The organism is Franconibacter helveticus LMG 23732, from assembly GCF_000463115.2.
Lineage (GTDB): Bacteria > Pseudomonadota > Gammaproteobacteria > Enterobacterales > Enterobacteriaceae > Franconibacter > Franconibacter helveticus.
The window spans coordinates 1-24321 of the sequence record NZ_AWFX01000023.1 but is presented as its reverse complement, the minus strand read 5'-3'; the positions used below and the strand labels follow the sequence as shown (position 1 = coordinate 24321).

Genomic DNA, 24321 nt, shown 5'->3' with positions numbered 1-24321 from the left:
TGACGTTCTGCTTGTCGTTATGGCCCCCAGTGGCCACTGTCTCTTTTTTTACACAGAAATCCGCAAACGAATAAGTGAAGTAACCCGGAAACGAATAAAAGACATTCCGCAAAACAGTCTTACTTCACCGTTTTTATCTCTCTGTTCATTTCATTCCAGAGTAGATCTTTGTCTGCAGTCACTCTGTGGATAACGAAAAATGCCTTCGCATGCAGCGGCCTCACGGCCTCGCGCTCAGAACAAAATCATAGGCAGCGTGGCCAGTAATAATGTTTCTGCGGGCAGGTTCAGGATATGCGACAACCCGTTTAAACAAATCAGTGACAGCACGACGCCAGCGACCGCCATTCGCTTCCCTCCGGGCATGCCACTGCCTGATAAGGTTGCCATACTGATGGCCAGCGTAATTCCTGCCAGCCCGTAGCTTTCCGGCTCCAGTGGCCAAATCATTAGGGCCAGGATCAGATATCCCGCAAGCATTCCTTTCCGGCCGTGCCGGTACTGCAGGGCAAGCAGCTGCGTGACGCCGGCAAATACGAACAGAATGTTCAGGGCCCACCAGGGCTGGTGATGCAGGAAGGCCAGGCTGAACACCGGCTGCGTAATGATTGCCCAGATCCACAACCGATTGGCTCTCTTCTGAAGTCGTTCCGGGGTGCGCTGTACGTTCATCGCCCATATAAGCGTGAACAGGGGGAAGGCCATCCGGCCAAGCGCATACATCATCGGCCAGGCTGGCGACAGAAACACCGTATTGGTGTGGTCGATAATCATGGCCAGAAGTGCGAGGAGCTTGACCATATCGAGAGCAGCGGGACTGAGCTGGCACGCGTTCCGGATACTGGGAAGAACGTTGGGTACTGAATGATTCATGCTGTATATTCCCCTGGCGACACGCGGTTAACAGCCAGCCCTGAACATAATGCCAGAATGCCCTGCCAGTTTGCGATGTGACCCTGACCTTTAGTTTCTCCAGAATCTTGCGCACCGCAAATTCTGATTTATCACGCAGCACGCGCATTGCACCTGCCACATCCTTATTCTGAATACAGATATTTAAAATATGAAAATCGTTCATAACACTCCCTTCCTTACTACATATATCGGCAAATATATTGATATATTTAGATTAAGGAGTGCAATTGCTTATTATTTTACCATATTTTGCATGGAAAGATTTTTATAATTATAAAACATGCTGCTGCAAAATAACTTAATATACATCTCAACCTAAAACCGATTATTCCTGGCTGATATCCGAAGATTGAGCAGGATGAAGCTTTGCATAATCTTCTCGAAGCGATTTTGCCGCGGGTTTCCAGGCTTTCGCCCACTCATCATCCATTCTTCCTACACCAACAATCTTCAGTGCGACAGCATAGGGGGTGCGCCCTTGCTGTTTTGAAAGCCACAGGATGTGATCATCAATTCTGTCATCAGGTATATCGTCGATAATGGAATGGATAACATCGAGATCCTCTGGCAGCCACGGCTTTCCAGTACGGGGAAACACCAGGTCCGGTTCGCGCGGTTTCTTTACCTTCTCGTTTTTAGCGATCTGTCTGGCTTCTTTCTCCGCAGAAATGAGCCGTAGTCGCTCCTTAAGCCCACCCAGTGTGGCAACCGTTTTAATTAAATTTTCTCGCTGTTCGCGAGTAATGCTTTGCTCATCGCAGATCAGGTCGTTCAGGGTATCGATGAGTGTATCTACCCGATTTTCTGTTAATTTCATTTCCAGTTCTCGCTTAAGGCTACAACTCAGCATTCTATTAGATATCTATTTGATTTCGCATCCCTGTTGATCTCATAAATGCAGTCCATAGTCTCGATCACTGAGCATGGAAGCCTGATGCTAAAATGATATACTGATGTAAGAACAAATCTTACATAATGAAACGGAGGGGTTATGGCCCGTACGATGACGGTGGACGTGGGTGATGAGCTGCGCGAATTTATCGATTCCCTGGTTAAGGCTGGTGATTACCGTACCCAGAGCGAGGTCATGCGAGATGCGCTGCGTCTTCTGCGAGAGAAGCAGGCTGAATCCCGCCTTCAGGAACTGCGCGATCTGCTGGCCGAAGGCATCAGCAGCGGCGAGGCGAAACCATGGAACAAGGATGCATTCCTGAATAATGTCAGGGCCAGGGTGGCAAATGAAAGAGATTGAGCTGACACCCAAAGCAGAAGAAGATCTGGAAGCAATCTGGGGCTACAGCTTCCGACAGTTCGGGATTGTTCAGGCGGATGCGTATATCAGCCGTATAGCAGCGGTTTTTAACGTGCTGGCCATGCATGACATCGGCACGCATCGCGCTGAGCTGGGAGACAATATCTGCTCGTTGCCGGTGGAACAGCACATGATCTATTTTGTGCCATCGCATTCGGTGGTTACGGTCATACGTATTCTCAGCCAGTCTCAGGATACGGCACGGCATGAACCCTGGATATAATCGGGCAAGAAACTTTAAATACATAAAAATCAATTACTTAGTTCGTGTAATCTATCTTATGTTAAATTTAGTCCGTCGTTCATTTAGTTCATAACAGGCCGCAGACTACGATTAATCATACACAGACATAATCTTTCATTTGGTTTAAAAAAAACGCTCCCGATCGGGAGCGTAAGCCAGTGACTTCGGCGTCAAATGAGGGTCTGACAAGTGGAGCTGCGGGTTAATTCTGGGTGATCTGGCTGCGATGCTTTTCAGCCTGCTGCTGATGAATAACGGAAGATTGACCATTATTCGCCTTCTCATGCACAACAGCGGCTTTCTCATGCTCGTTCATTTCGGAAAATGATTTTGCTGTTTCGTTAGAAGCTGCTGGCTTGGATTTCATCATTTTTTTATGCATTTCAGCCATGTCCTGATGGGCAGCAGAATTGCCGTTTTGCATCATGTCATGGGACATTGCGGCCTGATCGTGACTGCTCATATCCATCATTGTCATGCTGTCTCCCTGAACTGCGCTTTTTTCAGCAGATGACTGCATCTGATGGGCAGGAGCCTGTGCATTATTTACCTGGTCATGCATGTTCATTGTCTCTGCAGCCATGGCGGATGAAGCGACAGCCATAATGGCAACAAATGATACGAGAATCTTTTTCATGGTTGGGTCTCCGGTGTTTACATACCCAAACAATCAATGGCTTATAACAGAGAAAGCAGTTGATCTCAGGGCGGGTTAATCATCACTCCAGGAACCAGGTGATTGTGTTATCACGCTGCTCCTGATTTATGAATAATTATAAAAAACCGCCTCTGTTTATCGCGTGACTGAATGATGACAATTTTGTCACCTTCCAGGTTTCTCCTGAACAACGGGATTAATCCATTAACAGGCGCACTTTGAACACAATTTCACGCCCCTGCTGTTCTGCTGACAGCTCGCCGCCGTGAGCATGAATGATCGACCTTGTAATTGATAATCCCAGCCCCGCGCCTTCCGTGTTGTAGAACCTTGATGAGTCTGCGCGATAGAACCGGTCAAACAAACGTTCCAGATTAGCGGGAACCTGGCCGGACATCGTATTCGTAATCATCACGTTCACACAGTCACTGTCACGCTCAAGGTGTATCGCTGTACAGGTGTTATCGGGAGAATACTTGATTGCATTGGAAAGCAGGTTACTGAAAGCACGTCGGAGCATATCGCTGTCTCCGGCAACAACGCCCTCTCCTTCAACCGTGATTGTCTTTCCTGTTTCGTCTGCCAGGGGCTCGAACAACTCACGTAATTCATTCAGTTCGGCTGCCAGATCCACATCATGTTTATCCAGCCGCAGCAGACCATGTTCTGAACGTGCCAGAAAAAGCATGTCACTGGTCATTCGTGACAACCTTTTCAGTTCTTCCAGGTTAGCGAATAAAATTTCGCGGTAATGCGAAACATCCCTTTCCTTAGCCAGTGCAAACTGCGTCTGCATCATCAGATTACTGACTGGTGTGCGCAGCTCATGCGCGATGTCAGACGAGAAATCTGACAGTTTCCGGAATGCCCCCTCCAGGCGATCAAACATATTATTGAACTCCTGCATGGTCTCAGAGATTTCCGGCGGAGCCAGATCGGGATTTAGACGCTGATCCAGGCTGTGTACGGTCATGGAGGAAGCCAGACTGGTCATTTCCCGTAGCGGTTTCAGACCAATACGTGTGGTCAGCCAGCCCAGAAAAACAGAAATAAAGACCAGACCGATATTGAACCAGAACAGCCAGGTACTGAGTTTGTCCATAAACAGGGTGTGATACCCAGTATCCGTGGCAACCGTAATGATGACATGTTTGCTTTTACCCTGTTCCGGCGTCACGGCAACCCGCCGCGAGATACTGCGGTACACGGTGTTATTTTCTTCCGTCTGGATCATATAGTCGAGAATATCACCCGACTTATTAAGCAGGACCGCTGGAACAACAGAATTTTTGGCATAGAGTTCAACAATTTTTTCATTTTCCATGTTTTTTATAGAAATGAATAAGCCATTGTGCCCCACCATCGCATCGTTTATTTTTTCTGATAATGACTTAATATCCGTTTTGTTCCTGAACGTCTCTGTTTTAAGAAACTCTTCGGTGAGCTGAAGTTTACCTGTCAGAAAATCGCGGTCCTGATTATCGAAATAGCCATTAAGGGTGCTAATCAGGATAAAACTTGATAACCACCATACCGTAAGCATCACCGCAGAAAAAATCAGGCTCAGGCGTGTGGTCAGGGAAATTTTGAACCTCACTCTTCTCTGATCTCCAGGACATATCCGGCACCGCGAACGGTATGGATCAGTTTTGGCTCAAAGTCATCATCAATTTTACTTCTCAGACGTCTCACGGCGACATCAATCACATTCGTATCACTGTCAAAATTCATGTTCCAGACCAGGGACGAGATAAGACTCCTGGGTAACACTTCTCCGGTGCGTTGCAGCAGCAACTCAAGCAGAACGTATTCTTTACCGGTGAGATGGATCTTCTTCCCCGAACGGATCACGGTCCGGCGCACCATATCAACGGTCATATCGGCGATGGTGCAGACTGTTGCGGCCTGCGAGCGTGCCCGGCGCAGTAGGGTTCTTACACGTGCAACCAGCTCCGTAAAATCAAAGGGCTTAATCAGGTAGTCATCTGCGCCAAGCTCCAGTCCTTTCACTTTGTCCCGCACGTTGTCCTTTGCGGTTAAAAACAGGACCGGTTCTTCGTGCCCGGACTCCCTCAGTGCGCTGATGATTTGCCACCCGTCGAGGAAAGGCAGCATCACGTCCAGTATTATCAAATCATACTGTCCCTTCGACGCGGCCCCGAGACCATCGCGGCCATTATTAAAGAGATCGGCCTGATAGCCTTCCTCAACCAGTCCCTGCTGCAGGTAACGACCTGTTTTTTGTTCGTCTTCAACGATTAAAATACGCTGCATGGTCAACTCGCTGATATGAAAGTAAAAATCTCACGCATGAGCTTTGGCTGTCCCCTAGCTGACCTGAGACGGAGCAAGCATTCCGAGCCACGCTACGGCGCCCAGAATGATAATCGCAACAACGAATTCTGTCAGGATGCTGTTTCGCATCAGGGCAACGCTGCGATCATAATTCCCTTCCCTGACCATAACTTCAAGCCGGGGACCCAGGTGAAACCGGTTTGCTGCAGCCAGAAGAAGCATCAGAACAAACAGAGCCGTCTTGGCAAGCAATATCCTCCCCCAGGAACTGTTGAATAAGGGAGTTAAGTTACCCTCAGCAATATACAGATAGTTGACCAGCGCACTCAGGATCAGGGCTACAACAATCACCGTTCCTGCCGTGGCAAATTTTGCCAGGGAGTCAGATATCACAATGACGCTCTGTGCATTATGCTCGTTTCTGCGCATCAGCAGGATAGCAAATGCAACCAGAGCACCTGTCCAGGCACCTGCAGCGCCGAGATGGGTCAGATCGCTCAGTAAATGGAGATAGTAATGCAGACCGTCATGCATAATGGCGTGTCCTCCCCAGGCAAGTGTAGCCAGCGCCACGCCCCCACTCATCGTCATCAGCAGGCAGGACAATACTCTCTTATTAGTGTAAAGGAACAAAGCACCGAGTGTGGTAAACAGGGCACAGAGCCTGACAATCCAGCTAATACCCACATCAGTTTCTTCTATCACCATCTCGATAACATGGATGGATAATTCTCTGAGGTCAGTTACTCCACTCATGGCATTAGATACCAGGAGCATATTAATGCCAGTAAGAATGATGCCTGTAACAACAGCAAAGGTTATAAACGACCTGAAATTAGTCAGGTTATAGGTTTCATGTCTGACACCGCTTATTCCATATATCTGAAAAAATGGCAATCCAAATATTACCATCAAATCCAGATAAAGAAGAAAACGAATAACAATCATAATCAGGTCGTTCATAATATTACTTCACTGTAAAGGTGTAATTACCGGTAATAGGGTGCGTATCTGAAGAAACCGCGCGCCAGTCAACACGATAAGTGCCAGCGGGTAAAGGCTCTCGCGGAATAATGACCATCGATTTAGGGTCAGCGCCTGGCGCCACTTTTGCCGCGACCGGCATCGGAGAATGTGACGACATGCCTTTCATACCCGTCATCGTTAATTTTGCACCTGAGAATTTCACGGTCAGATTTTCCGAGAAATTAAGCTGAATCTTTTCCGGGGCCGCTACGGCTGAATCAGCCTGTGGCACAGAGCTTTTTAATTCCGGATGGGCCATAGCAGAGAAAGCAACGCCCATAACGAGGCCACCTGTAAGAATGGCTTTATTTAAAATCGACATTTTATTTACCTGTTTAGTTGAGTGTTTTATATCAGTGCGTTAAAACCAGATTCTGGCTCCCGCCAGGAATACTACCTGATGGTCTTTCTCACCTTCTCTTTTCGCCATATCGGATGTTTTCCCGTAAAGTTGATTCCAGGAAACGCCTATATAGGGTGCAAACTCACGGCGTATTTCATAGCGCAGCCGGAGCCCCAGCTCTGTGTCAGTCAGTCCCCTGCCGCGACCCCGCGATTCATCATCCTGACTGTAGAAATTCACCTCATAGGATGGCTGGAGTATGAGCCGGTTAGTCAGTAAAACGTCGTATTCTCCTCCCAGACGAAGGGCTGCTTTTCCGCCATTACTGACAAAACCCGTAATTTCAGACTCAAAATTATAGAGTGCCAGCCCCTGAAAACCGACAGCAGCCCAGGTCCGGGCAGAAGCAGGTCTGAAATCCTGCCTGACACCCGCAACCAAATCCCACCATGGGCCAACCGCATGTCCCCAGAGTAACTGCGCTTCAGCCGCCTCCGTTTCCCCATTGCTTCGTTCACCTTCACTCTTTAGCCAAATCCGATCTGTGTCGCCTCCAATCCAGCTGTTAACACTCCAGCTGAAATTGTTGGTGTTATCCGACCGTTGCCATTCCAGTTGATCCAGCAGAACCAGATAATTAATCGCACTGTCGTGAATCGCATGCCCCTGTAAATTGCCGAATGCAGCCTTCCGGTCGGCATCGGTAACAGGCGGAATTGGCGTTCTGCTCTCAGTTACAATGGGCTCCATTGACGTCATCTCAGTGAAATTCTCATCTGCTGGCATCTGCATGGCAGACATGTCGTGCCCGGCGTGGGGATCTGCAGAGACGGAGCCCGCCGCAATAGAAAGCTGTGAGGTAAACAAACCGGCGACCAGAACAGGTATGGCCTTCAAATTTCTCTTCATTCGCATCATTCCTCCACCCGGACTTCACGAAACATTCCCATTTCCATGTGATAGAGCAAATGGCAGTGATACGCCCAGCGGCCAAGCGCATCTGCTGTCACTCTGTAACTGCGTTTTGTACCAGGGGGAACATCTATTGTGTGTTTACGAACCATGAAATTACCGTTTTCATCTTCCAGATCGCTCCACATACCATGCAGGTGAATGGGGTGAGTCATCATGGTATCGTTGATCAGCGTGATCCTGAGCCGCTCACCGTATTTCAGCAGCACCGGTGCGGCATCTGAAAACTTGATTCCGTTAAATGACCAGGCAAACTTTTCCATGTGGCCGGTTAAATGCAGTTCTATGGTACGGCCAGGTTCACGTCCGTCAGGATCCTCAAAGCGGCTTTTCAAATCCGCGTACGTGAGAACCTTTCTTCCGTTATTTCGAAGACCAATACCCGGATCATTTAATTTCGGAGAGACGCTCATCGCCTGCATATCAACCAGTGGGTTATCCGTTTCTGACGCAGGATGACTTTGCATACCCGGCATTCCGGCCATCCGGGAATGATCCATACCGGCCATGCTGCTGTGATCCATGGGCGCGGAGGATGTCCCGCTATCCGGAAGGTCAGCACCGTCCATAGACATCATCTCTCCGCTGTTATCCATGCCTCCCATCTGGCTGTGGTCCATTCCTGCCATATCATGTCCCATTCCCCCCATACCCATATCTTCCATGGTCAACAGAGGACGGGGATCGAGGGGGGGAACGGCAGCACTTAACCCCTCTCTCGTGGCCAGTGTCCCTCGAGCGTAACCGGTCCTGTCCATGGATTGTGCGAAGATGGTATAGGCCTCACCCTGAGGCTCCACAATGACATCATAGGTTTCGGCAACGGCAATCCTGAATTCGTCAACGGTAACCGGGTTTACATACTGGCCATCTGCAGCCACGACCGTCATTTTCAGCCCGGGGATACGGATATCGAAATAGGTCATTGCCGAGCCGTTGATAAACCGTAAGCGTATCTTTTCACCGGGACGGAACAGTCCGGTCCAGTTTTTCAGCGGGGCCTGCCCGTTCATGAGATAGGTGTAGGTGTAGCCACTGACATCCGCGAGGTCAGTCGGATTCATTTTCATTTCAGCCCACATTTTCCGATCGGCAATGGTGGCTGACAGCCCCCTGGTATTCACGTCGCGGAAAAAAGAGCCAACGGTTGGTTTATTGAAATTGTAGTAATCCGACTGTTTTTTTAATTTTTTCAGCAGGCTGTGAGGATTTTCATCGGTCCAGTCAGACAACATGACCACATGCTCACGATCGTAAGCAAACGGTTCTGGCTCCCTGGCATCGATGATAATGGCACCGTATACCCCCTCCTGTTCCTGCAGACCGGAATGGCTGTGGTACCAGTAAGTCCCGTTCTGCTTAACCTTAAAGGTGTAAACGTAGGTATCATCAGGCTCTATGCCCATAAAACTCAGCCCCGGAACACCATCCATATTGGCCGGAAGAATAATGCCGTGCCAGTGAATGGACGTCTGTTCATTAAGACGGTTTTTGACCTTCAGGGTAATGGTGTCACCTTCTTTCCAGCGAAGAACGGGCCCCGGCAGGCCTCCATTGATTGTTTTGGCCTGACGCTCACTGCCCGTGATATTGACGGCCGTTTCACCAATGGTCAGGTCAAACTGAGTACCCTGCAGGGATGCGGCAACTGGCAGGCTCAGACTGGAACGCGCATTGAAACTCCATACGCCAAGACTTCCGGCTACGCCAGAGAGGGTTAACCCCTTCAGGAAAGTTCGTCGAGACGTTTTCAACAGCATGCGCATCCCCTTATTTAAAGTATGGTTACTGACAGAATTCGAGAACCGATTTAAATTAAATTACTGGTTCATCCACTTACAATGAAATGAATCTAGCACACCTTAAGAAACAAATTCATTACAATCGTGTAATGTACATAGCTGTATTACATTTACGTCATCTTCCCCACAGGTTGATTATTTTTATATATGATCATAAGGACATCTTTTATGTACCTCAGAAGGTAATTACACATGAATATATTAATCACGACCACTGCGTTTACAGCTTTATTTTGTGGGGCAGCTTTTGCTCAGTCCAGTGATATTGCCCATGAAGCACATCGATTTGTTAATAATGCCTCAGCCGTCAGTCATGTGAACTCCTCGACGCATGAAAACTTACCGGACAGGGTTAATAAAAACAACACGCCCTCATTCTCTGAAATGAATGAACATGAAAGGGCCATTGTTGCTCATTCATTTATGAACAACAGCGCGTCCTATGCGCATCAGAAAATGATTGAGGAACATAAAAAAATGCTGTCCGGCAGTGATGCAAATTCAAAGACCTCGTCTTCTTCTTTTAACGAACTGAATGCCGGAGAAAAAGCCGCTCTCGTGCATGAGCAGGTCAATAATGCCGGTGCGGAAGCACATCAGACGCAGGCAAGAAAGCTTCGCGGGCTGTATTCGACCAGGTAACTGCAGGCGGGTTAGTGCTTAGCGTCAGGTGCGCAGCAGGGCTTTACTGACGGGTTACGTAGCAGGACATGAGCCCCATATTGCTCTGCCGTAACCTGTTTCAGTCCCGTTAATCATCACCGTCGGGCTGGTCATACAGTTCCCAGAGCTTCAGGAGCAAACGGGAAACAAGATATGTTACAAAAATGACGACCATCAACGGTGCTCCCGATTAACTGACAGATGACACGCCTCCTGAAAACCCCTAGCATACGCCGCAGTGTTCATGCTAACGGCGAATTCCAGTAAATGTATTCTACCGATGTCGTAAAAGAAAATGCCTACCTTTCAGCCACCCGCTCGGGGCTGGAATCGAACGAGATCGCTACTCTTCAGCGCTCCTTGCCTTCCCGGTTTAATCTGCGGCATTTGAAAAAAAATGAATCATTAAAACTCGTACTGCAAAAGAAAGCGGGAAAATCACGTGTCGTGGCCTATAAATTTACGTCCGGTTCATTTAATTACACGGCGTATCGTATATCAGATAAAAAGTTCTATAACCTTTCCGATACTTCCGGGAAAGGCAGTCTCGATTATCCGTTACCGGCCACAGCAAGACTCAGTTCGCCTTTCAATCCTGCAAGACTTAACCCGGTATCGGGAAAAGTGAGTCCCCATAATGGCATTGATTATTCCATGCCCATGAACACGAAAATAGTCAGCGTCATCGACGGAAAAATCACCCGGGCCGAATACAACAGTACCATGGGATATTTTGTTGAAGTAACGGGAAAAGCCGGTGTTAAAACTCGCTATCTCCACCTCAATAAAATACTCGTTACTAAAGGGGCCAGGGTTACCCGGGGAGACGCTATTGCGTTATCCGGTAACAGCGGACGTTCATCCGGTCCTCATCTGCATTACGAGCTGGTCATCAATAACAATCCTGTTAACTCACTGGCGTTCCGGGCAGCGGCACCCGCTGATAACAAACTTGAACAGCATGCCTTTGCGCATGCCAGAGACTACGAACGATACCTGGACTGATAACGGGGCCGCGACGCGGCCCCGTCTGCCGGATTAATTTTTTTTATCGTTTTCACTTCCTTGATGTTGATGATCTCCATGCCCTCCGTGGCCGTGGAAAAGATGCATTAGCGGGCAGACCAGCAATAACAGATATGGCCAGTAACCTGCCACATGTGACCAGTGTTCGCGCAGGAGGGCAAATGCCGCGATCGCGGCGACAGCAATAAGCGCATAGGTGGTACTTTTCATACTGGACTCCTTCTGTTCGTAACAGCCCCTTCACTCAGTGTTATTTCCCGAGCCTGACACTTTTCAGACGCAACGCATTCACAATGACGCTGACGGAGGAAAGAGCCATGGCCGCCGCCGCAATAACTGGCGACAGCAGTATTCCATACACAGGATAAAGCAGACCTGCAGCCACAGGCACGCCAAGTGCGTTGTAGATAAATGCAAAAAACAGATTCTGTCGGATATTTTTCATGGTGATTTCTGACAGATGACGGGCCCTGTTCAGTATCATCAAGTCGCCTTTGAGAAGGGTGACTCCGGCACTTTCAATTGCCACATCTGTACCCGTTCCCATGGCTATACCCACGTCAGCCGCTGCCAGCGCCGGGGCATCATTCACACCGTCTCCGGCCATCGCAACCACATGGCCAGACGCTTTCAGTCGGGTTATCACTGCTTTTTTGCCATCCGGCAGAATCCCGGCTTCAACCTCATCTATTCCCAGTTTCCGTGCGACTGCTTCAGCGGTAAGCTGGTTATCCCCGGTGAGCATAACGATGCGGATCCCCGCCTGACGCAAAGCTTTAAGCGCATCCGGCGTGGTTGCTTTCACGGGATCCGAGATAGCTATCAGGCCTGCAAGGTGCCCGTCTGTGGCCACATAGATAACGGTAGCGCCTTCCATCCGCAACGTATCCGCAACGGCCTTTTGATTATCAATAACGATACTGTTTTCCTGCATAGCCAGTTCATTACCAATAACAACCCGTTGACCTTCGACATCGCCTGAGACACCTTTACCCGACGGCGCATTGAAATGAGTGACTGCGGGTATTGCGATCCCCTTTTCCTGTGCTGCTTTAACTACTGCCATACCCAGCGGATGCTGCGAGCCTTTTTCCACTGCGGCCGTTACACGCAAAAGAGATGTTTCCCCACCCGGATTGAGACTGATAATCCCTGTCACCGTCGGCGAACCTTCCGTGAGCGTGCCTGTTTTGTCGACAACCAGCGTGTCCACTTTTTCAAGACGCTCAAGGGCTTCGGCATTCTTGATTAACACCCCGGCCTGGGCTCCTTTGCCCACCCCCACCATTATCGACATCGGCGTGGCCAGCCCCAGCGCGCAGGGACAGGCAATAATCAGGACCGACACAGCCGCAATGAGACCGTGCGCCATCCTGGGCTCGGGCCCCCAGACAGACCAGATCATGAAAGCAACAACCGCGATAAGTATCACCAGAGGAACAAACCAGCCTGAAACGCTGTCAGCCATTCTCTGGATGGGGGCCCGCGAACGCTGTGCATCAGCGACCATCTGAACAATTCGTGAGAGCATCGTTTCATCACCGACTTTCTCTGCACGGATGATAAGACTACCTGTCTGATTAATGGTCCCCCCGATGACAGGGTCACCCTCCGTTTTGGTAACAGGCATAGATTCCCCGGTCACCATCGATTCATCAACGGTTGTTTTGCCTTCGACCACGATACCGTCGACCGGAATACTCTCTCCAGGTCTGATGCGGAGCTTATCGCCAGGCAGGACATCTTCCGCATTAATATCCGTTTCATGACCGTCTTGATCCAGCCGCCTGGCGGTTTTGGGGGCAAGGTTAAGAAGCGCAGTAATGGCACCTGAGGTTTGTTCCCTTGCCCGCAATTCAAGGACCTGTCCCAGCAGAACAAGCACCGTAATAACAGCTGCGGCTTCAAAATAAATGGCCACCAGGCCATCCATGTTTCTGAACGATGCAGGAAACCAGGAGGGGAAGACGGTTGCAATGACGCTGTAAACCCAGGCTACGCCGGTCCCCATTGCAACAAGGGTAAACATATTCAGGGAGCGGTTACGTAACGACATTCCGGCCCGGGCGAAGAATGGCCAGCCACACCACAAAACGACAGGAGAGGCCAGAAGTAACTGCAGCCATGTGTTGTACTGTGGCGGTACTGTATTCCTCAAAGCGGGAAACAGATGAGAACCCATTTCGAGTATCAGAACCGGAAACGCCAGCAACAACCCCAGCCAGAAGCGTCTTGTCATGTCGCGAAGTTCATCACTCGTCCCCGTGGATGCCGTAGCTACGAGCGGCTCCAGTGCCATTCCACAGACAGGACAGCTTCCGGGACCACTACGGCGTATCTCCGGATGCATCGGACATGTCCACACACCTTCAGAAATCTCTTTCTCCGCCTGGCGGTGAGACTGTTTTATCTTATCAGGGCTGACTTCATGGTGGTCGTGGTGATGGTGATGTTCACTGGCATCTTCGGTAAAATAATGATCGGGATGGGCTTTAAATTTGCTCTCACAGCTGGCGGAGCAGAAATAAAGCTGATGGTCCTGGTATCGAATGCTGCTGTGCGCCTTGTCAGGCAGGATGACCATCCCGCACACGGGATCTCTCACCTTATGCAATGCGTGACTCTCGTCCGGGGATGATGTCTGCTCAGAAGCAGTCTGGTTGTTATGTTCCACTGCATTGTCATTTTTCACAGTAACTCTCCTTATGCATATCTGAAGCATTTTCTGTCTTCAGGATATGTCATGGATGCGATTACCACGAATGCCGCCGGCATAAGAGTGCCTGCTGCCGGCGTCCCGTTATCAGCCGTTCCGCTGACTATTCGATTCGCTGGAAGACTTTTTTACTGCCCTCCGGTGAGAATGCGATAACATCGTAAGCCTCTTTTCGGGCCCCCATCTCCATTCCCGGACTTCCTGCTGGCATACCGGGGGTGGCGAGACCGTATATACCCGAACCAGACTGCATGGCCTTATGTATCGTTGCCGCAGGCACATGGCCTTCAATGATCAAATTACCTACAACCGCGGTATGACAACTTCGTAGTCCAGCAGGAACAGCATGCTTTTCTTTCAGGGCTGACAGCGCCTGATCATTCATGACGTGAGTTCGCACTTCGAACCCGTCTTTTTCCATCGCTTTGCCCCACAGGGAACAACAGCCACAGTTTTCAGATTTGTACATATCAATGACTTTTTCACTCGCCATTGCAGGCAGTGACAGGCCGAGAGCCAGGGCCATTAGAACCACTTTTTTCATACTCACCTCTGTATATTATCGATATAAACCCTGACGTCAGGGTGAATCAGTGCAGAAGGACGCCCACTGGGGGCGCCCTTTCAGGGTTATGACACGCTTTTTTTATGTCTGCGCAGCCAGATTAATTTGTAGGCGGCAGGAATAATGAACAGGGACAGCAGCGGAGCCGTGATCATCCCACCAATCATTGGCGCAGCAATACGGCTCATGACTTCTGAACCTGCGCCGGTTCCCCAGAGTATTGGCAGCAGACCCGCAATGATCACCGCCACGGTCATGGCTTTCGGCCGGACACGCAGTACGGCACCATGATAGAGGGCTTCATCAAGACCTTCCGGTGTGAACGTCTCTTTACGGGACAATTCCGGGTGCGCTTCAATGGCATGACGCAGATACATCAGCATGACCACGCCAAACTCTGCTGCCACCCCGGCCAGGGCGATAAACCCGGTTCCGGTCGCCACTGACATATGGAAGCCCTGCCAGTACAGGAACCATATTCCGCCAACCAGGGCGAACGGCAGGCTCATCAGGATCAGCAGGGCTTCGTCAACCCGGCGGAATGCCAGATACAACAGGATGAAAATGATCATCACCGTCATCGGCACCATCAGCTTCAGTTTCTTGTTGGCATGCTCAAGCAGTTCAAACTGTCCGGAGAATGCCACACTGGTTCCCGGTCTCAGTTTCACTTTCTCGCTGATGGCCGTCTTAATGTCGTTAACCACCGACACCATGTCCCTGCCGCGGGCATCAACATAAATCCAGCTGGCTGGCCGGGCATTTTCGGTTTTCAGCATGGTTGGTCCAGAAACGACGTTAATATCCGCGACATCGCCCAGCGTGATCTGCTGCTTCATCGGGGTCAGGATCGGCATCTGTTTCAGCGCCTGCGGACTGTTTCGGTAATCCTGCGGGTAGCGAATGTTAATAGGGTACCGGGCCACCCCTTCAACCGTCTCACCCACCATAGCACCTCCGATTGCTGAAGAGACGAACAGCTGGACATCACCTACCGTCATCCCGTAGCGGGAGGCTTTCTCCCGGTTGATATCGATATCGATGTAGCGCCCGCCCTCAAGTCGCTCAGCCAGGACAGACACCACGCCAGGCACGGTTTTGGCTACCGCCTCGATACTCTGCGCCGTCGCGTCGATATCGGACAGAACAGTCCCGGACACTTTGATACCTATCGGGCTTTTGATCCCGGTTGAGAGCATATCAATACGGTTACGGATAGGCGGCACCCAGAGGTTTGCCAGACCCGGTAAACGGACTGTCCTGTCGAGTTCATCAATAATCTTGTCAATTGTCATGCCGGGACGCCACTGATCCTCAGGTTTGAGCTGGATCGTGGTTTCCACCATTTCGAGCGGCGCGGAATCCGTTGCGGTCTCTGCTTTACCGGTCTTGCCAAATACAGAAGCCACTTCAGGAACGCTTTTGATTAACTTGTCTGTTGTCTGCAGGAGCGCTGCAGCTTCTGCCGGAGAGACGCCAGGCAAGGTCGACGGCATATACAGCAGATCGCCCTCGTTAATCTTCGGCAGAAATTCACCGCCCACCTGACTCAGTGGCCAGATAACCGTGAAAATGGACAAGGCCGCAACCAGCAGGGTTGTTTTTGGCCAGTGGAGGACCCGCAGCAGCAAAGGATGATACGCTTTGATCAGCACCCGGTTCAGGGGGTTACTTGTCTCGGCAGGAATTTTCCCCCGGATCCAGAATCCCATCAGAATAGGAATGACGATGATGGCCAGTGCGGCCGCTCCCGCCATGGAGTACGTTTTCGTGAATGCCAGCGGGCCAAACAGACGACCTTCCTGCCCTTCCAGGGTAAAGATAGGAATAAAGGACAGGGTGATGATCAGCAGGCTAATGAACAACGCGGGTCCCACTTCCACGGAGGCGTCGGTAATCACCTTCCAGCGGGTGGCGTTGTCAATCTGCTCACCCGGATGCTGATGATCCCACTCCTCAAGCCGTTTGTGCGCATTTTCAATCATCACAATGGCGGCATCCACCATCGCACCGACGGCAATCGCTATCCCTCCCAGCGACATGATATTGGCGTTCAGTCCCTGGAAGTGCATGACGATAAAGGCGATACACAGGCCAAGCGGCAGAGAGATAATCGCCACCAGGGCAGAACGTACGTGCCACAGGAACAGAGCACAGACGATGGCCACCACGATAAACTCTTCCAGAAGTTTGGAACTGAGGTTATCAATCGCCCGGTCGATTAACTGGCTGCGATCGTAGGTGGTCACGATTTCAACGCCTTCCGGCAGGCTGGCCTTCAGCGTCTCCAGTTTATCCCTCACTGCCGTGATAACGTCGCGCGCATTTTTACCCGACCGCAGGATCACCACGCCGCCAGCGACTTCTCCCTGGCCGTTCAGCTCGGCAATACCACGCCTCATTTCGGGCCCGGTCTGCACGCGGGCAACATCCCGCAGATAAACCGGCACGCCGTTCTCACCTGTTTTCAGGACGATGTTATTAAAATCATCAATGCTCTGAAGATAACCGCTGGCACGGACCATATACTCCGCTTCGGCCATTTCAACGGATGAGCCACCGGCCTCCTGGTTAGACGATTCAAGTGCCTGTTTCACTTCGGGCAGGCTGATACCGTACTGGGACAGTTTTACCGGATTGACCTGAATCTGGTACTGTTTCACCACGCCGCCAACCGAAGCGACCTCAGCCACGTTCGGGATGGTTTTCAGCTCAAATTTCAGGAACCAGTCCTGCAGAGAGCGCAGTTCTGAAAGGTCGTGTTTTCCGTTGCGATCGACAAGGGCATATTCAAAAATCCAGCCCACACCCGTGGCATCAGGACCGATTTCAGAACTCACACCGGCAGGCAGTTTTCCCTGAACCTGATTCAGATATTCCAGCACGCGGGAACGGGCCCAGTACAGATCGGTGCCGTCTTCAAAAATGACATACACATACGAATCCCCGAACTGTGAAAAACCACGCACGGTTTTTGCGCCAGGTACGGACAGCATGGTGGTGGTAAGTGGATAGGTGACCTGGTTTTCTACAATCTGCGGGGCCTGGCCGGGATAGCTGGTTTTGATAATGACCTGCACATCTGACAGGTCAGGCAAGGCATCGACCGGCGTGTTAATAATCGTCCATGTACCCCAGATGCTGAGAAACAGGGCCCCCATCATGACCAGGAAACGGTTGGCGACAGAGCGCCGGATAATCCATTCAATCATCGTCGTCTCCTCAGTGCCCTGAATGCATATTTACAGGCTGGTCAGACATTGCTGGCATACTGCTTTCTGTTTTTTCAGGGTGGCGCATACGTTCCAGCGCGCCCGTAATATTGGCTTCGGAGTCAATGAGGAACAGGCCACTGACCACCACGGTATCGCCTTCATTCAGGCCGGAACCGATGCCGGACTGTTGCTGTGATTCATGCAGAACGTGGATCTGTTTCGGCACAAACTTGCCTTCATCATCAACAGTAATCACGCGCTGTTCTTTGCCGGTATCGATAACGGCCTGGCTTGGTATCAGCAGCATCTCCTGGCTCTTGGTATTCAGTTTCAGATAGGCATTCATGCCCGGCTTGAGAAACTCATCCTTATTAGAAACCTGGAGACGGACCTGAAGCGTACGGGTTGTCTGATCCACGCTGGGAAGAATGTTCCATTTTTCGACATGGAATGTTTTATCCGGATAAGCCGGTACCGAAATTTCAAACTGCGACGTATCTTTCAGCAGATATGCGATAGATTCTGGCACTGCAGCGCTGATCCAGACCGGGTCCATTCCCTGAATCTGAGCCACCACCTTATCTTTCGAAATATTCATGCCGGTGCGCAGGTCAAATGCAGTAATGACACCATCAATAGGTGCTTTAATGGTAAAACGGGTCTGAATGCTCCGGGTAGAACGCAGTCTCTGAATATCCTCTTCCGGCATACCTGCCAGGCGAAGCCGTTCCAGAACGCCTTTAATTTGCGTGGAAGTACCACCGGTGCTGGATAACAGAAGGAATTCGCTCTGTGCTTCCACCCAGTCCGGAATGGTAATATCGATAAGTGGCGTCCCCTTCTTCACATGATCGCCAATCGTCATGGGGTAGACTTTTTCGACAAACCCGTCAGAACGCGCCTGCACAATAACAAACTGATACTCGTTATAGCTGACATTAGCCGGGATTGTCTGAGAATAATTCAGCATTCCTCGCGTGACTTTTTGCGTTTTTAATCCCAGATTCTGAACCTGGGTTGGGTCGATACGGATCCCGCCACTGCTTTTATCGCCACTGTCATCAGCATATTTTGGCACCAGGTCCATATCCATAAAGGGCGATTTTCCGGGTTTATCAAATTTGGTATCCGGTTTCATAGGGTCATACCAGAAAAGTACCTTTTTCTCCGGTGCCTTTTGTTCTGCTGGTACTGTTTTTTGTGATGAGTTTAAATACTGCCAGGCAGTAACCGATATCAGCCCCCCTGCTATGAGGCTGCTGATAATTATTGCAGCATATTTTATCTTTAAAGAAGCCATACAATTTCTCGCTGAAAAATCAAAACACCTGGCATATGCGCACGATCATTCATTCACAGTAATCCCATAATGAATGTTCAGGCGCACTGGATGTATTCGCTCCGGACTGTTAATCAGGATTGCGTAACGTTAATGCTTTTGAGTAAGGAGATATTGCCCTGCTGAATAAACGAGAAATCGACATGGTTGCCGGTTTTCAGGGCATTGATAGCGTCGTCTGCATTAACAAAAGTGAAGCGCATGGTCATTGCAGGCCAGCCCACCGCCGGGATTGCTTCGTGCGAAATGGTAATCTTTTTACTATTCATATCAATGTCTTTAACGATACCGGTGCCCTTGATAACCTGCTGTACCGAAGCATCACTGGCAGCATTCATATCGCCATGCTGATGTGTTTCAGCATGAAGACCGGCAGAAAACATGACAGAGAAGGCACCAAATAAAACGGCTTTAAGTGAATTACGCATTTTAATTTCCTGATTAATTGAATAAATTTACTCTACCCAACCGCCACCCAGCGCGGTAAACAGATTAATTTCGTTAACCTGTCGGGAATAGGTAAGATCGAGAATGGTTTGCTGCGTCGCGAAGAGGGAACGTTCTGCATCCAGCACTTCGATGTAACTGACAGCACCACTTGCATACAATCCTCTGGCACGCTGTAGAGTTATCTGAAGTGAATCAAGATAACGCTGCTGTGACTCAAGTTGCTGGCTAAGGCTGTCGCGCAGCGCAAGCGTGTCGGAAACATCCTTAAAGGCTGACTGAATTTTTTGTTCGTAATTAACCACGGACTGTTGCTGGCGAATTTCAGCCAGCTTCAGATTGGCTTTGTTCCTGCCAGCATTAAATATAGGAATTTCAATTTTAGGAATAAAATTCCACATTCCACTTCCTGACGTAAAGAGGCTGGACAGCTCCGTACTGCTTGAGGAGAGACCACTGGTCAGGGTAATGGACGGGAAAAAAGCCGCTCGCGCTGCGCCAATATTGGCATCAGCCGCTTTCAACTGGTATTCCGCTTCCATAATATCCGGACGCTGCAGCAATATTTGTGACGACAGATTTGGTGGCAATTTTACTGGTGCGATCTCCCCACCTTTAATCCCTTTTTCTGACGGAACTGCGCGGTACGTTCCCAGCACCAGTTGCAGGGCATTGTTTGCCTGAGCCAGATCGCCTTCTCGTTTGGCTATTTCGGCGCGGGTACTTTCGATTTGCCCCCTGGCTTGTTCAAGCGCCAGAACGTTCGTACTCCCGGTCACCAGTTGTTGCTCAACGAATGCATAAGACTGTTCATAATTTTTCAGCGTTTCCCGCGCAATACGGAGTTGTTCGTACGCCAGTTGCTGGCTGAAATAGCTCTGTGAAACGTTGGAGACCAGCAGGATGTGTACGGCACGACGGGCTTCTTCGCTGGCAAAGTAGTTCTGGCGATCAGCCTCACTCATGTTCTTAAGTTTGCCAAAAAAATCGAGCTCATAGCTGAGCTCCAGACCCGCGTCGTACTCCTGTGTGGTCGGCTTGTCACCTTTCAGACCACCGTTGTATGTGATCCCGGATGAGGCATTCAGTTGGGGATAACGATCTGCATCCGTGACGTTGAACTGGGCCCGGGCCTCTTCAACCTTCAGGGCAGCCATTCTCAAATCACGGTTATTATTCAGGGCTTCACCGATCAGCCTGCTGACCTGGGGATCGACAAAAAAGTTTCGCCAGCCCGTATCCTGATAGCTGTTTACCGCAGGCGTCAGACTGTTTTTAGACAATGAAAACTGCTGGGGAACCGGAGCTGGCGGACGCTGATATTCAGGTGCCAGAGAAACACAACCAGCCAGGATGAATATGGTACTGATGCTGAGTAATTTTAATTTGAACATAACGCTTCTCGTACAGGCAGACCTGGTAAATGGTTCAAACGAAGTCCAGAGTATTGATAGGGATACTTTACCGAACGCTCTCTGTTTGCCGGGTGACAGGATAATGACAATGTTGTCATTTTTGCTGTAATCCGTTGATAACGATCGTGGGCGCAATAAAATGACATTAGCAGCCAGCCGGGGAGCATGATGAAAATATTAATCGTTGAAGACGAAATTAAAACAGGTGAATATCTCAGCAAGGGGCTGACAGAGGCGGGGTTCGTCGTGGATCACGCTGATAATGGTCTGACCGGATATCATCTTGCCATGACAGCCGAGTATGATTTAGTCATCCTGGATATCATGCTGCCTGATGTAAACGGCTGGGATATCATCCGTATGCTGCGCAGTGCCGGAAAGGGGATGCCGGTATTACTGCTGACGGCCCTTGGCACGATTGAACACAGGGTCAAAGGACTTGAGCTGGGTGCGGACGATTATCTGGTGAAGCCCTTTGCGTTTGCTGAACTGCTCGCCCGGGTAAGAACCCTCCTCAGGCGGGGAAACACGATGATCACGGAAAGCCAGCTTAAAGTGGCTGACCTCTCGGTTGATCTCGTATCCAGAAAAGTCAGCCGCGCCGGGAACCGCATTGTGCTCACCAGTAAAGAGTTCAGCTTGCTGGAATTCTTCATTCGCCATCAGGGAGAAGTTCTTCCCCGCTCCCTGATTGCCTCTCAGGTCTGGGACATGAATTTTGACAGCGACACTAACGCGATTGATGTCGCAGTAAAGCGACTCCGCGCTAAAATAGACAACGATTACGGGACAAAACTGATCCAGACAGTGCGGGGCGTGGGCTACATGCTGGAGATCCCGGATGCATAGCAAACCGTCCAGACGACCTTTCTCACTCGCTCTGCGGCTGACCTTTTTTATCAGCCTGTCCACAATACTGGCGTTTATCGCCTTCACCTGGTTTATGCTGCATTCTGTTGAAAAGCATTTTGCCGAGCAGGATGTCAGCGATCTGCAACAAATCAGCACCACACTGAGCCGTATACTCCAGTCCCCGGCAGATCCGGATGAAAAAAAAGTAAGCAAAATAAAGGAATCGATCGCCAGCTACCGCAACGTTGCCCTTTTGCTCCTCAATCCCCGGGGTGAGGTGCTGTACAGCTCTGCGCAGGGGGCAGCACTACGCCCGGCCGTGAATTCAGCCGATTTTAGCGAGCACAGCCGCGCACGGGATGTCTTTCTCTGGACGGTGGAGGATACTGCGAGAGCGATGGATACCGGGTCCGGAATGAAGATGGAAACGTACCGGATTATCGCCTCCTCTGGCCAGGCGACATTTCAGGGCAAACAGCAGAACTATGTCATGCTGACTGGCCTCTCCATTAATTTCCATCTCCATTACCTCGATGCGCTGAAAAAAAATCTGATTGCGATTGCCGTCGTGATAAGCCTGCTGATTGTTCTGATCATTCGCATTGCTGTCCGTCAGGGGCACCTGCCCCTTCGTAATGTCAGCAATGCCATTAAAAACATCACCTCCGAGAATCTTGATGCGCGGCTGGAACCGACACGCGTTCCCATTGAGCTGGAGCAGCTGGTTATCTCGTTCAATCATATGATTGGAAAGATTGAGGATGTTTTTACCCGCCAGGCCAATTTCTCTGCCGATATCGCGCACGAGATCAGAACACCCATCACCAATCTGGTGACGCAGACTGAAATCGCACTGAGTCAGGATCGAACCCAGAAGGAACTTGAGGATGTCCTCTACTCCAGTCTTGAAGAGTATAACCGGATGACCAAAATGGTCAGCGACATGCTGTTTCTGGCACAGGCGGACAATAACCAGCTTATACCTGACAGGGTCCGTTTTGACCTCAGAGCAGAAGTCATGAAAGTCTTCGAGTTTTTCGAAGCCTGGGCCGAAGAACGCAATATCACGCTCAAATTTAACGGGATGCCCTGCCTGGTTGAGGGAGATCCACAAATGTTCAGAAGAGCGATCAATAATCTGTTATCCAATGCCCTGCGTTATACCCCGGAGGGACAGGCCATCACCGTCTCAATAAGAAAGCAGGAGAGCTTTTTTGACCTTGTGATTGAAAATCCAGGGAAACCGATCCCTGAAGAACATTTATCAAGGCTGTTTGACCGTTTTTATCGGGTGGATCCATCCAGACAACGAAAAGGAGAAGGCAGCGGCATCGGCCTTGCGATTGTGAAGTCAATCGTGGAAGCACATCACGGAAGAGTGCAGGTGGAATCAGACGTACGCTCCACGCGTTTTATCTTATCCGTGCCCAGACTGGAGAAAATGATCCCGGAAACCCAATGCTGAAAATAAAGATGTAAATGACAAAGATGTCATTAGCCTGTCATGCAGCAAACAGAAGCCATTCGATATAATTAGTGCAACTTATCAGGAAGGCTGGATTGCTTCATCAATACCCGGCGTCAGAGTACGCCAGGAAATGAATATCCAGCCCTCTTCCGGAGAAATAAACGCTGCCGAACTTGTTTCAGTTATGGAACTGAAAACACCGGTTGTACTTCCCCGGACATCACTAATTCAGAAATGGAGAGTTATCATGAAAAATATCGTATTAGCATCTTTGCTGGGCTTTGGTTTAATTTCATCGGCCTGGGCCACTGAAACCGTGAATATCCATGATCGCGTCAACAATGCACAGGCTCCTGCTCACCAGATGCAGTCTGCTGCGGCTCCTGTCGGGATCCAGGGGACTGCTCCTCGTATGACCGGTATGGACCAGCATGAACAGGCCATTATTGCTCATGAGACCATGACGAACGGCTCGGCGGATGCGCACCAGAAAATGGTGGAAAGTCATCAGAAGATGATGGGAAATAACACGGTATCCACGACCGTCCCGTCAACGTCTTACGCGGCGATGAATGAGCATGAAAGAGCAGCGGTTGCCCATGAATTCATGAATAACGGGCAATCCGGCCCACATCAGGCCATGGCCGAAGCGCACCGCCGCATGATCAATGCAGGCTGAATGCGACGGTAGTATCCGTGCTGTTACCTTTTCCCTGATAGATTTTCCTGAAACAACGTTGCTACATTTTTGCCCCCCGTCAGGGGGCTTTTTTGTCTGACTCAGCTACACTTAACCGGTACCTGTCTGAAAGGAATTATTATATGAAAATCAAAAACACCCTTTTTGTAATATTAATGTTATCCCTGCCAGCCATTTCTGCTGAACATTCGGAAATGAAAATGTCAGATATGCACTCATCGGCATCATCACAGGAATATATGGCTGGCATGAAAAATATGCATGAAAAAATGATGGTAATGACTCCAACTTACTGATAGTGTTTTATGTTCAGATAATGCCCGATGACCTTGTCATGCAGCTCCACCG

Annotated in this window: 24 protein-coding genes and 1 pseudogene; 8 read left to right on the top strand and 17 right to left on the bottom strand. The window is 50.0% G+C overall.

What is annotated here, in order from left to right:
* Positions 1-234 precede the first annotated feature (234 nt).
* Both DW56_RS06220 and DW56_RS06215 read right to left on the bottom strand, forming a co-directional pair.
* A complete protein-coding gene (locus tag DW56_RS06220; RefSeq protein ID WP_024553722.1) occupies positions 235-873 on the bottom strand; it encodes a TraX family protein in 639 nt (212 codons plus the stop codon).
* Between the two features lie 367 nt (positions 874-1240).
* A complete protein-coding gene (locus tag DW56_RS06215; protein ID WP_015572036.1) occupies positions 1241-1765 on the bottom strand; it encodes a hypothetical protein in 525 nt (174 codons plus the stop codon).
* A 141-nt stretch (positions 1766-1906) separates the two neighbouring features.
* Here DW56_RS06215 and DW56_RS06210 point away from each other — a divergent pair, with 141 nt between their 5' ends.
* Both DW56_RS06210 and DW56_RS06205 read left to right on the top strand, forming a co-directional pair.
* Positions 1907-2167, top strand: a complete 261-nt coding sequence (locus DW56_RS06210) for a type II toxin-antitoxin system ParD family antitoxin (protein ID WP_015572037.1) — start codon at positions 1907-1909, stop codon at positions 2165-2167.
* The gene (locus DW56_RS06205; protein ID WP_015572038.1) at positions 2154-2450 is read left to right on the top strand and encodes a type II toxin-antitoxin system RelE/ParE family toxin; all 297 of its coding nucleotides are present in this window, start codon (positions 2154-2156) and stop codon (positions 2448-2450) included. The genes DW56_RS06210 and DW56_RS06205 overlap by 14 nt, the downstream gene beginning before the upstream one ends.
* Before the next feature lie 223 nt (positions 2451-2673).
* Here DW56_RS06205 and pcoE read toward each other — a convergent pair whose 3' ends face one another.
* The 7 genes from pcoE to pcoA all read right to left on the bottom strand — a co-directional run bounded on the left by pcoE (position 2674) and on the right by pcoA (position 9525).
* Positions 2674-3108, bottom strand: coding sequence for a copper resistance system metallochaperone PcoE (gene pcoE, locus DW56_RS06200; protein WP_013087108.1), 435 nt, complete (start codon positions 3106-3108; stop codon positions 2674-2676).
* Between the two features lie 217 nt (positions 3109-3325).
* A complete protein-coding gene (gene pcoS, locus DW56_RS06195) occupies positions 3326-4726 on the bottom strand; it encodes a copper resistance membrane spanning protein PcoS (protein WP_001211180.1) in 1401 nt (466 codons plus the stop codon).
* The gene (gene pcoR / locus DW56_RS06190) at positions 4723-5403 is read right to left on the bottom strand and encodes a copper response regulator transcription factor PcoR (RefSeq protein ID WP_001188930.1); all 681 of its coding nucleotides are present in this window, start codon (positions 5401-5403) and stop codon (positions 4723-4725) included. Before pcoR ends, pcoS begins: the two co-directional genes overlap by 4 nt.
* A gap of 54 nt (positions 5404-5457) precedes the next feature.
* Positions 5458-6336: a copper resistance inner membrane protein PcoD gene (gene pcoD / locus DW56_RS06185; protein ID WP_324606588.1), complete on the bottom strand. Its 879-nt coding sequence runs from the start codon at positions 6334-6336 to the stop codon at positions 5458-5460.
* 55 nt (positions 6337-6391) lie between these two features.
* Entirely contained in the window at positions 6392-6772 is a 381-nt protein-coding gene (gene pcoC, locus DW56_RS06180; RefSeq protein WP_000025662.1) for a copper resistance system metallochaperone PcoC, read from the bottom strand.
* A gap of 39 nt (positions 6773-6811) precedes the next feature.
* Entirely contained in the window at positions 6812-7702 is an 891-nt protein-coding gene (gene pcoB / locus DW56_RS06175) for a copper resistance outer membrane transporter PcoB (RefSeq protein WP_001378118.1), read from the bottom strand.
* A 5-nt stretch (positions 7703-7707) separates the two neighbouring features.
* Positions 7708-9525 (bottom strand): multicopper oxidase PcoA, encoded by a 1818-nt coding sequence (pcoA, locus tag DW56_RS06170; protein WP_000925242.1) that lies wholly within the window; start codon positions 9523-9525, stop codon positions 7708-7710.
* 234 nt (positions 9526-9759) lie between these two features.
* Here pcoA and DW56_RS06165 point away from each other — a divergent pair, with 234 nt between their 5' ends.
* Together DW56_RS06165 and DW56_RS06160 are read left to right on the top strand one after the other, a co-directional pair.
* Positions 9760-10209 (top strand): copper resistance protein, encoded by a 450-nt coding sequence (locus DW56_RS06165; RefSeq protein ID WP_001023257.1) that lies wholly within the window; start codon positions 9760-9762, stop codon positions 10207-10209.
* A gap of 288 nt (positions 10210-10497) precedes the next feature.
* Positions 10498-11235 carry a peptidoglycan DD-metalloendopeptidase family protein gene (locus DW56_RS06160; protein ID WP_004118669.1) on the top strand — a complete coding sequence of 246 codons (738 nt, stop codon included), beginning with the start codon at positions 10498-10500 and terminating at the stop codon, positions 11233-11235.
* A 33-nt stretch (positions 11236-11268) separates the two neighbouring features.
* Here the strand turns inward: DW56_RS06160 and DW56_RS06155 are convergent, their stop codons facing one another.
* From DW56_RS06155 to silC, 7 genes are all read right to left on the bottom strand, one after another.
* Entirely contained in the window at positions 11269-11466 is a 198-nt protein-coding gene (locus DW56_RS06155; protein WP_000843497.1) for a DUF2933 domain-containing protein, read from the bottom strand.
* Between the two features lie 40 nt (positions 11467-11506).
* Positions 11507-13978: an Ag(+)-translocating P-type ATPase SilP gene (silP, locus tag DW56_RS06150; protein ID WP_129244003.1), complete on the bottom strand. Its 2472-nt coding sequence runs from the start codon at positions 13976-13978 to the stop codon at positions 11507-11509.
* Positions 13979-14075: 97 nt separating this feature from the next.
* Positions 14076-14516 (bottom strand): DUF411 domain-containing protein, encoded by a 441-nt coding sequence (locus DW56_RS06145; protein ID WP_002436620.1) that lies wholly within the window; start codon positions 14514-14516, stop codon positions 14076-14078.
* A gap of 86 nt (positions 14517-14602) precedes the next feature.
* Entirely contained in the window at positions 14603-17749 is a 3147-nt protein-coding gene (silA, locus tag DW56_RS06140) for a Cu(+)/Ag(+) efflux RND transporter permease subunit SilA (RefSeq protein ID WP_000574021.1), read from the bottom strand.
* Positions 17750-17759: 10 nt separating this feature from the next.
* Positions 17760-19052 carry a Cu(+)/Ag(+) efflux RND transporter periplasmic adaptor subunit SilB gene (gene silB / locus DW56_RS06135; RefSeq protein ID WP_024562062.1) on the bottom strand — a complete coding sequence of 431 codons (1293 nt, stop codon included), beginning with the start codon at positions 19050-19052 and terminating at the stop codon, positions 17760-17762.
* A 113-nt stretch (positions 19053-19165) separates the two neighbouring features.
* The gene (locus DW56_RS06130; protein ID WP_001246152.1) at positions 19166-19519 is read right to left on the bottom strand and encodes a Cu(+)/Ag(+) efflux RND transporter periplasmic metallochaperone SilF; all 354 of its coding nucleotides are present in this window, start codon (positions 19517-19519) and stop codon (positions 19166-19168) included.
* Positions 19520-19546: 27 nt separating this feature from the next.
* A complete protein-coding gene (gene silC, locus DW56_RS06125) occupies positions 19547-20932 on the bottom strand; it encodes a Cu(+)/Ag(+) efflux RND transporter outer membrane channel SilC (RefSeq protein WP_001507116.1) in 1386 nt (461 codons plus the stop codon).
* Between the two features lie 189 nt (positions 20933-21121).
* On the opposite strand from silC, the gene silR reads away from it, so the two are divergent.
* The 4 genes and pseudogenes from silR to DW56_RS21410 all read left to right on the top strand — a co-directional run.
* Positions 21122-21802 (top strand): copper/silver response regulator transcription factor SilR, encoded by a 681-nt coding sequence (silR, locus tag DW56_RS06120; protein WP_001572351.1) that lies wholly within the window; start codon positions 21122-21124, stop codon positions 21800-21802.
* On the top strand, positions 21795-23270 hold the full coding sequence (gene silS, locus DW56_RS06115; protein ID WP_024562061.1) for a copper/silver sensor histidine kinase SilS: 1476 nt from the start codon (positions 21795-21797) through the stop codon (positions 23268-23270). The genes silR and silS overlap by 8 nt, the downstream gene beginning before the upstream one ends.
* Before the next feature lie 250 nt (positions 23271-23520).
* Entirely contained in the window at positions 23521-23952 is a 432-nt protein-coding gene (gene silE, locus DW56_RS06110; protein WP_000790483.1) for a silver-binding protein SilE, read from the top strand.
* A 143-nt stretch (positions 23953-24095) separates the two neighbouring features.
* Positions 24096-24248: pseudogene (locus DW56_RS21410) on the top strand (CopM family metallochaperone); the annotation flags it as partial.
* Positions 24249-24262: 14 nt separating this feature from the next.
* Here DW56_RS21410 and DW56_RS23130 read toward each other — a convergent pair.
* Positions 24263-24319 (bottom strand): IS1 family transposase, encoded by a 57-nt coding sequence (locus DW56_RS23130; protein ID WP_003032489.1) that lies wholly within the window; start codon positions 24317-24319, stop codon positions 24263-24265.
* Positions 24320-24321 lie beyond the last annotated feature (2 nt).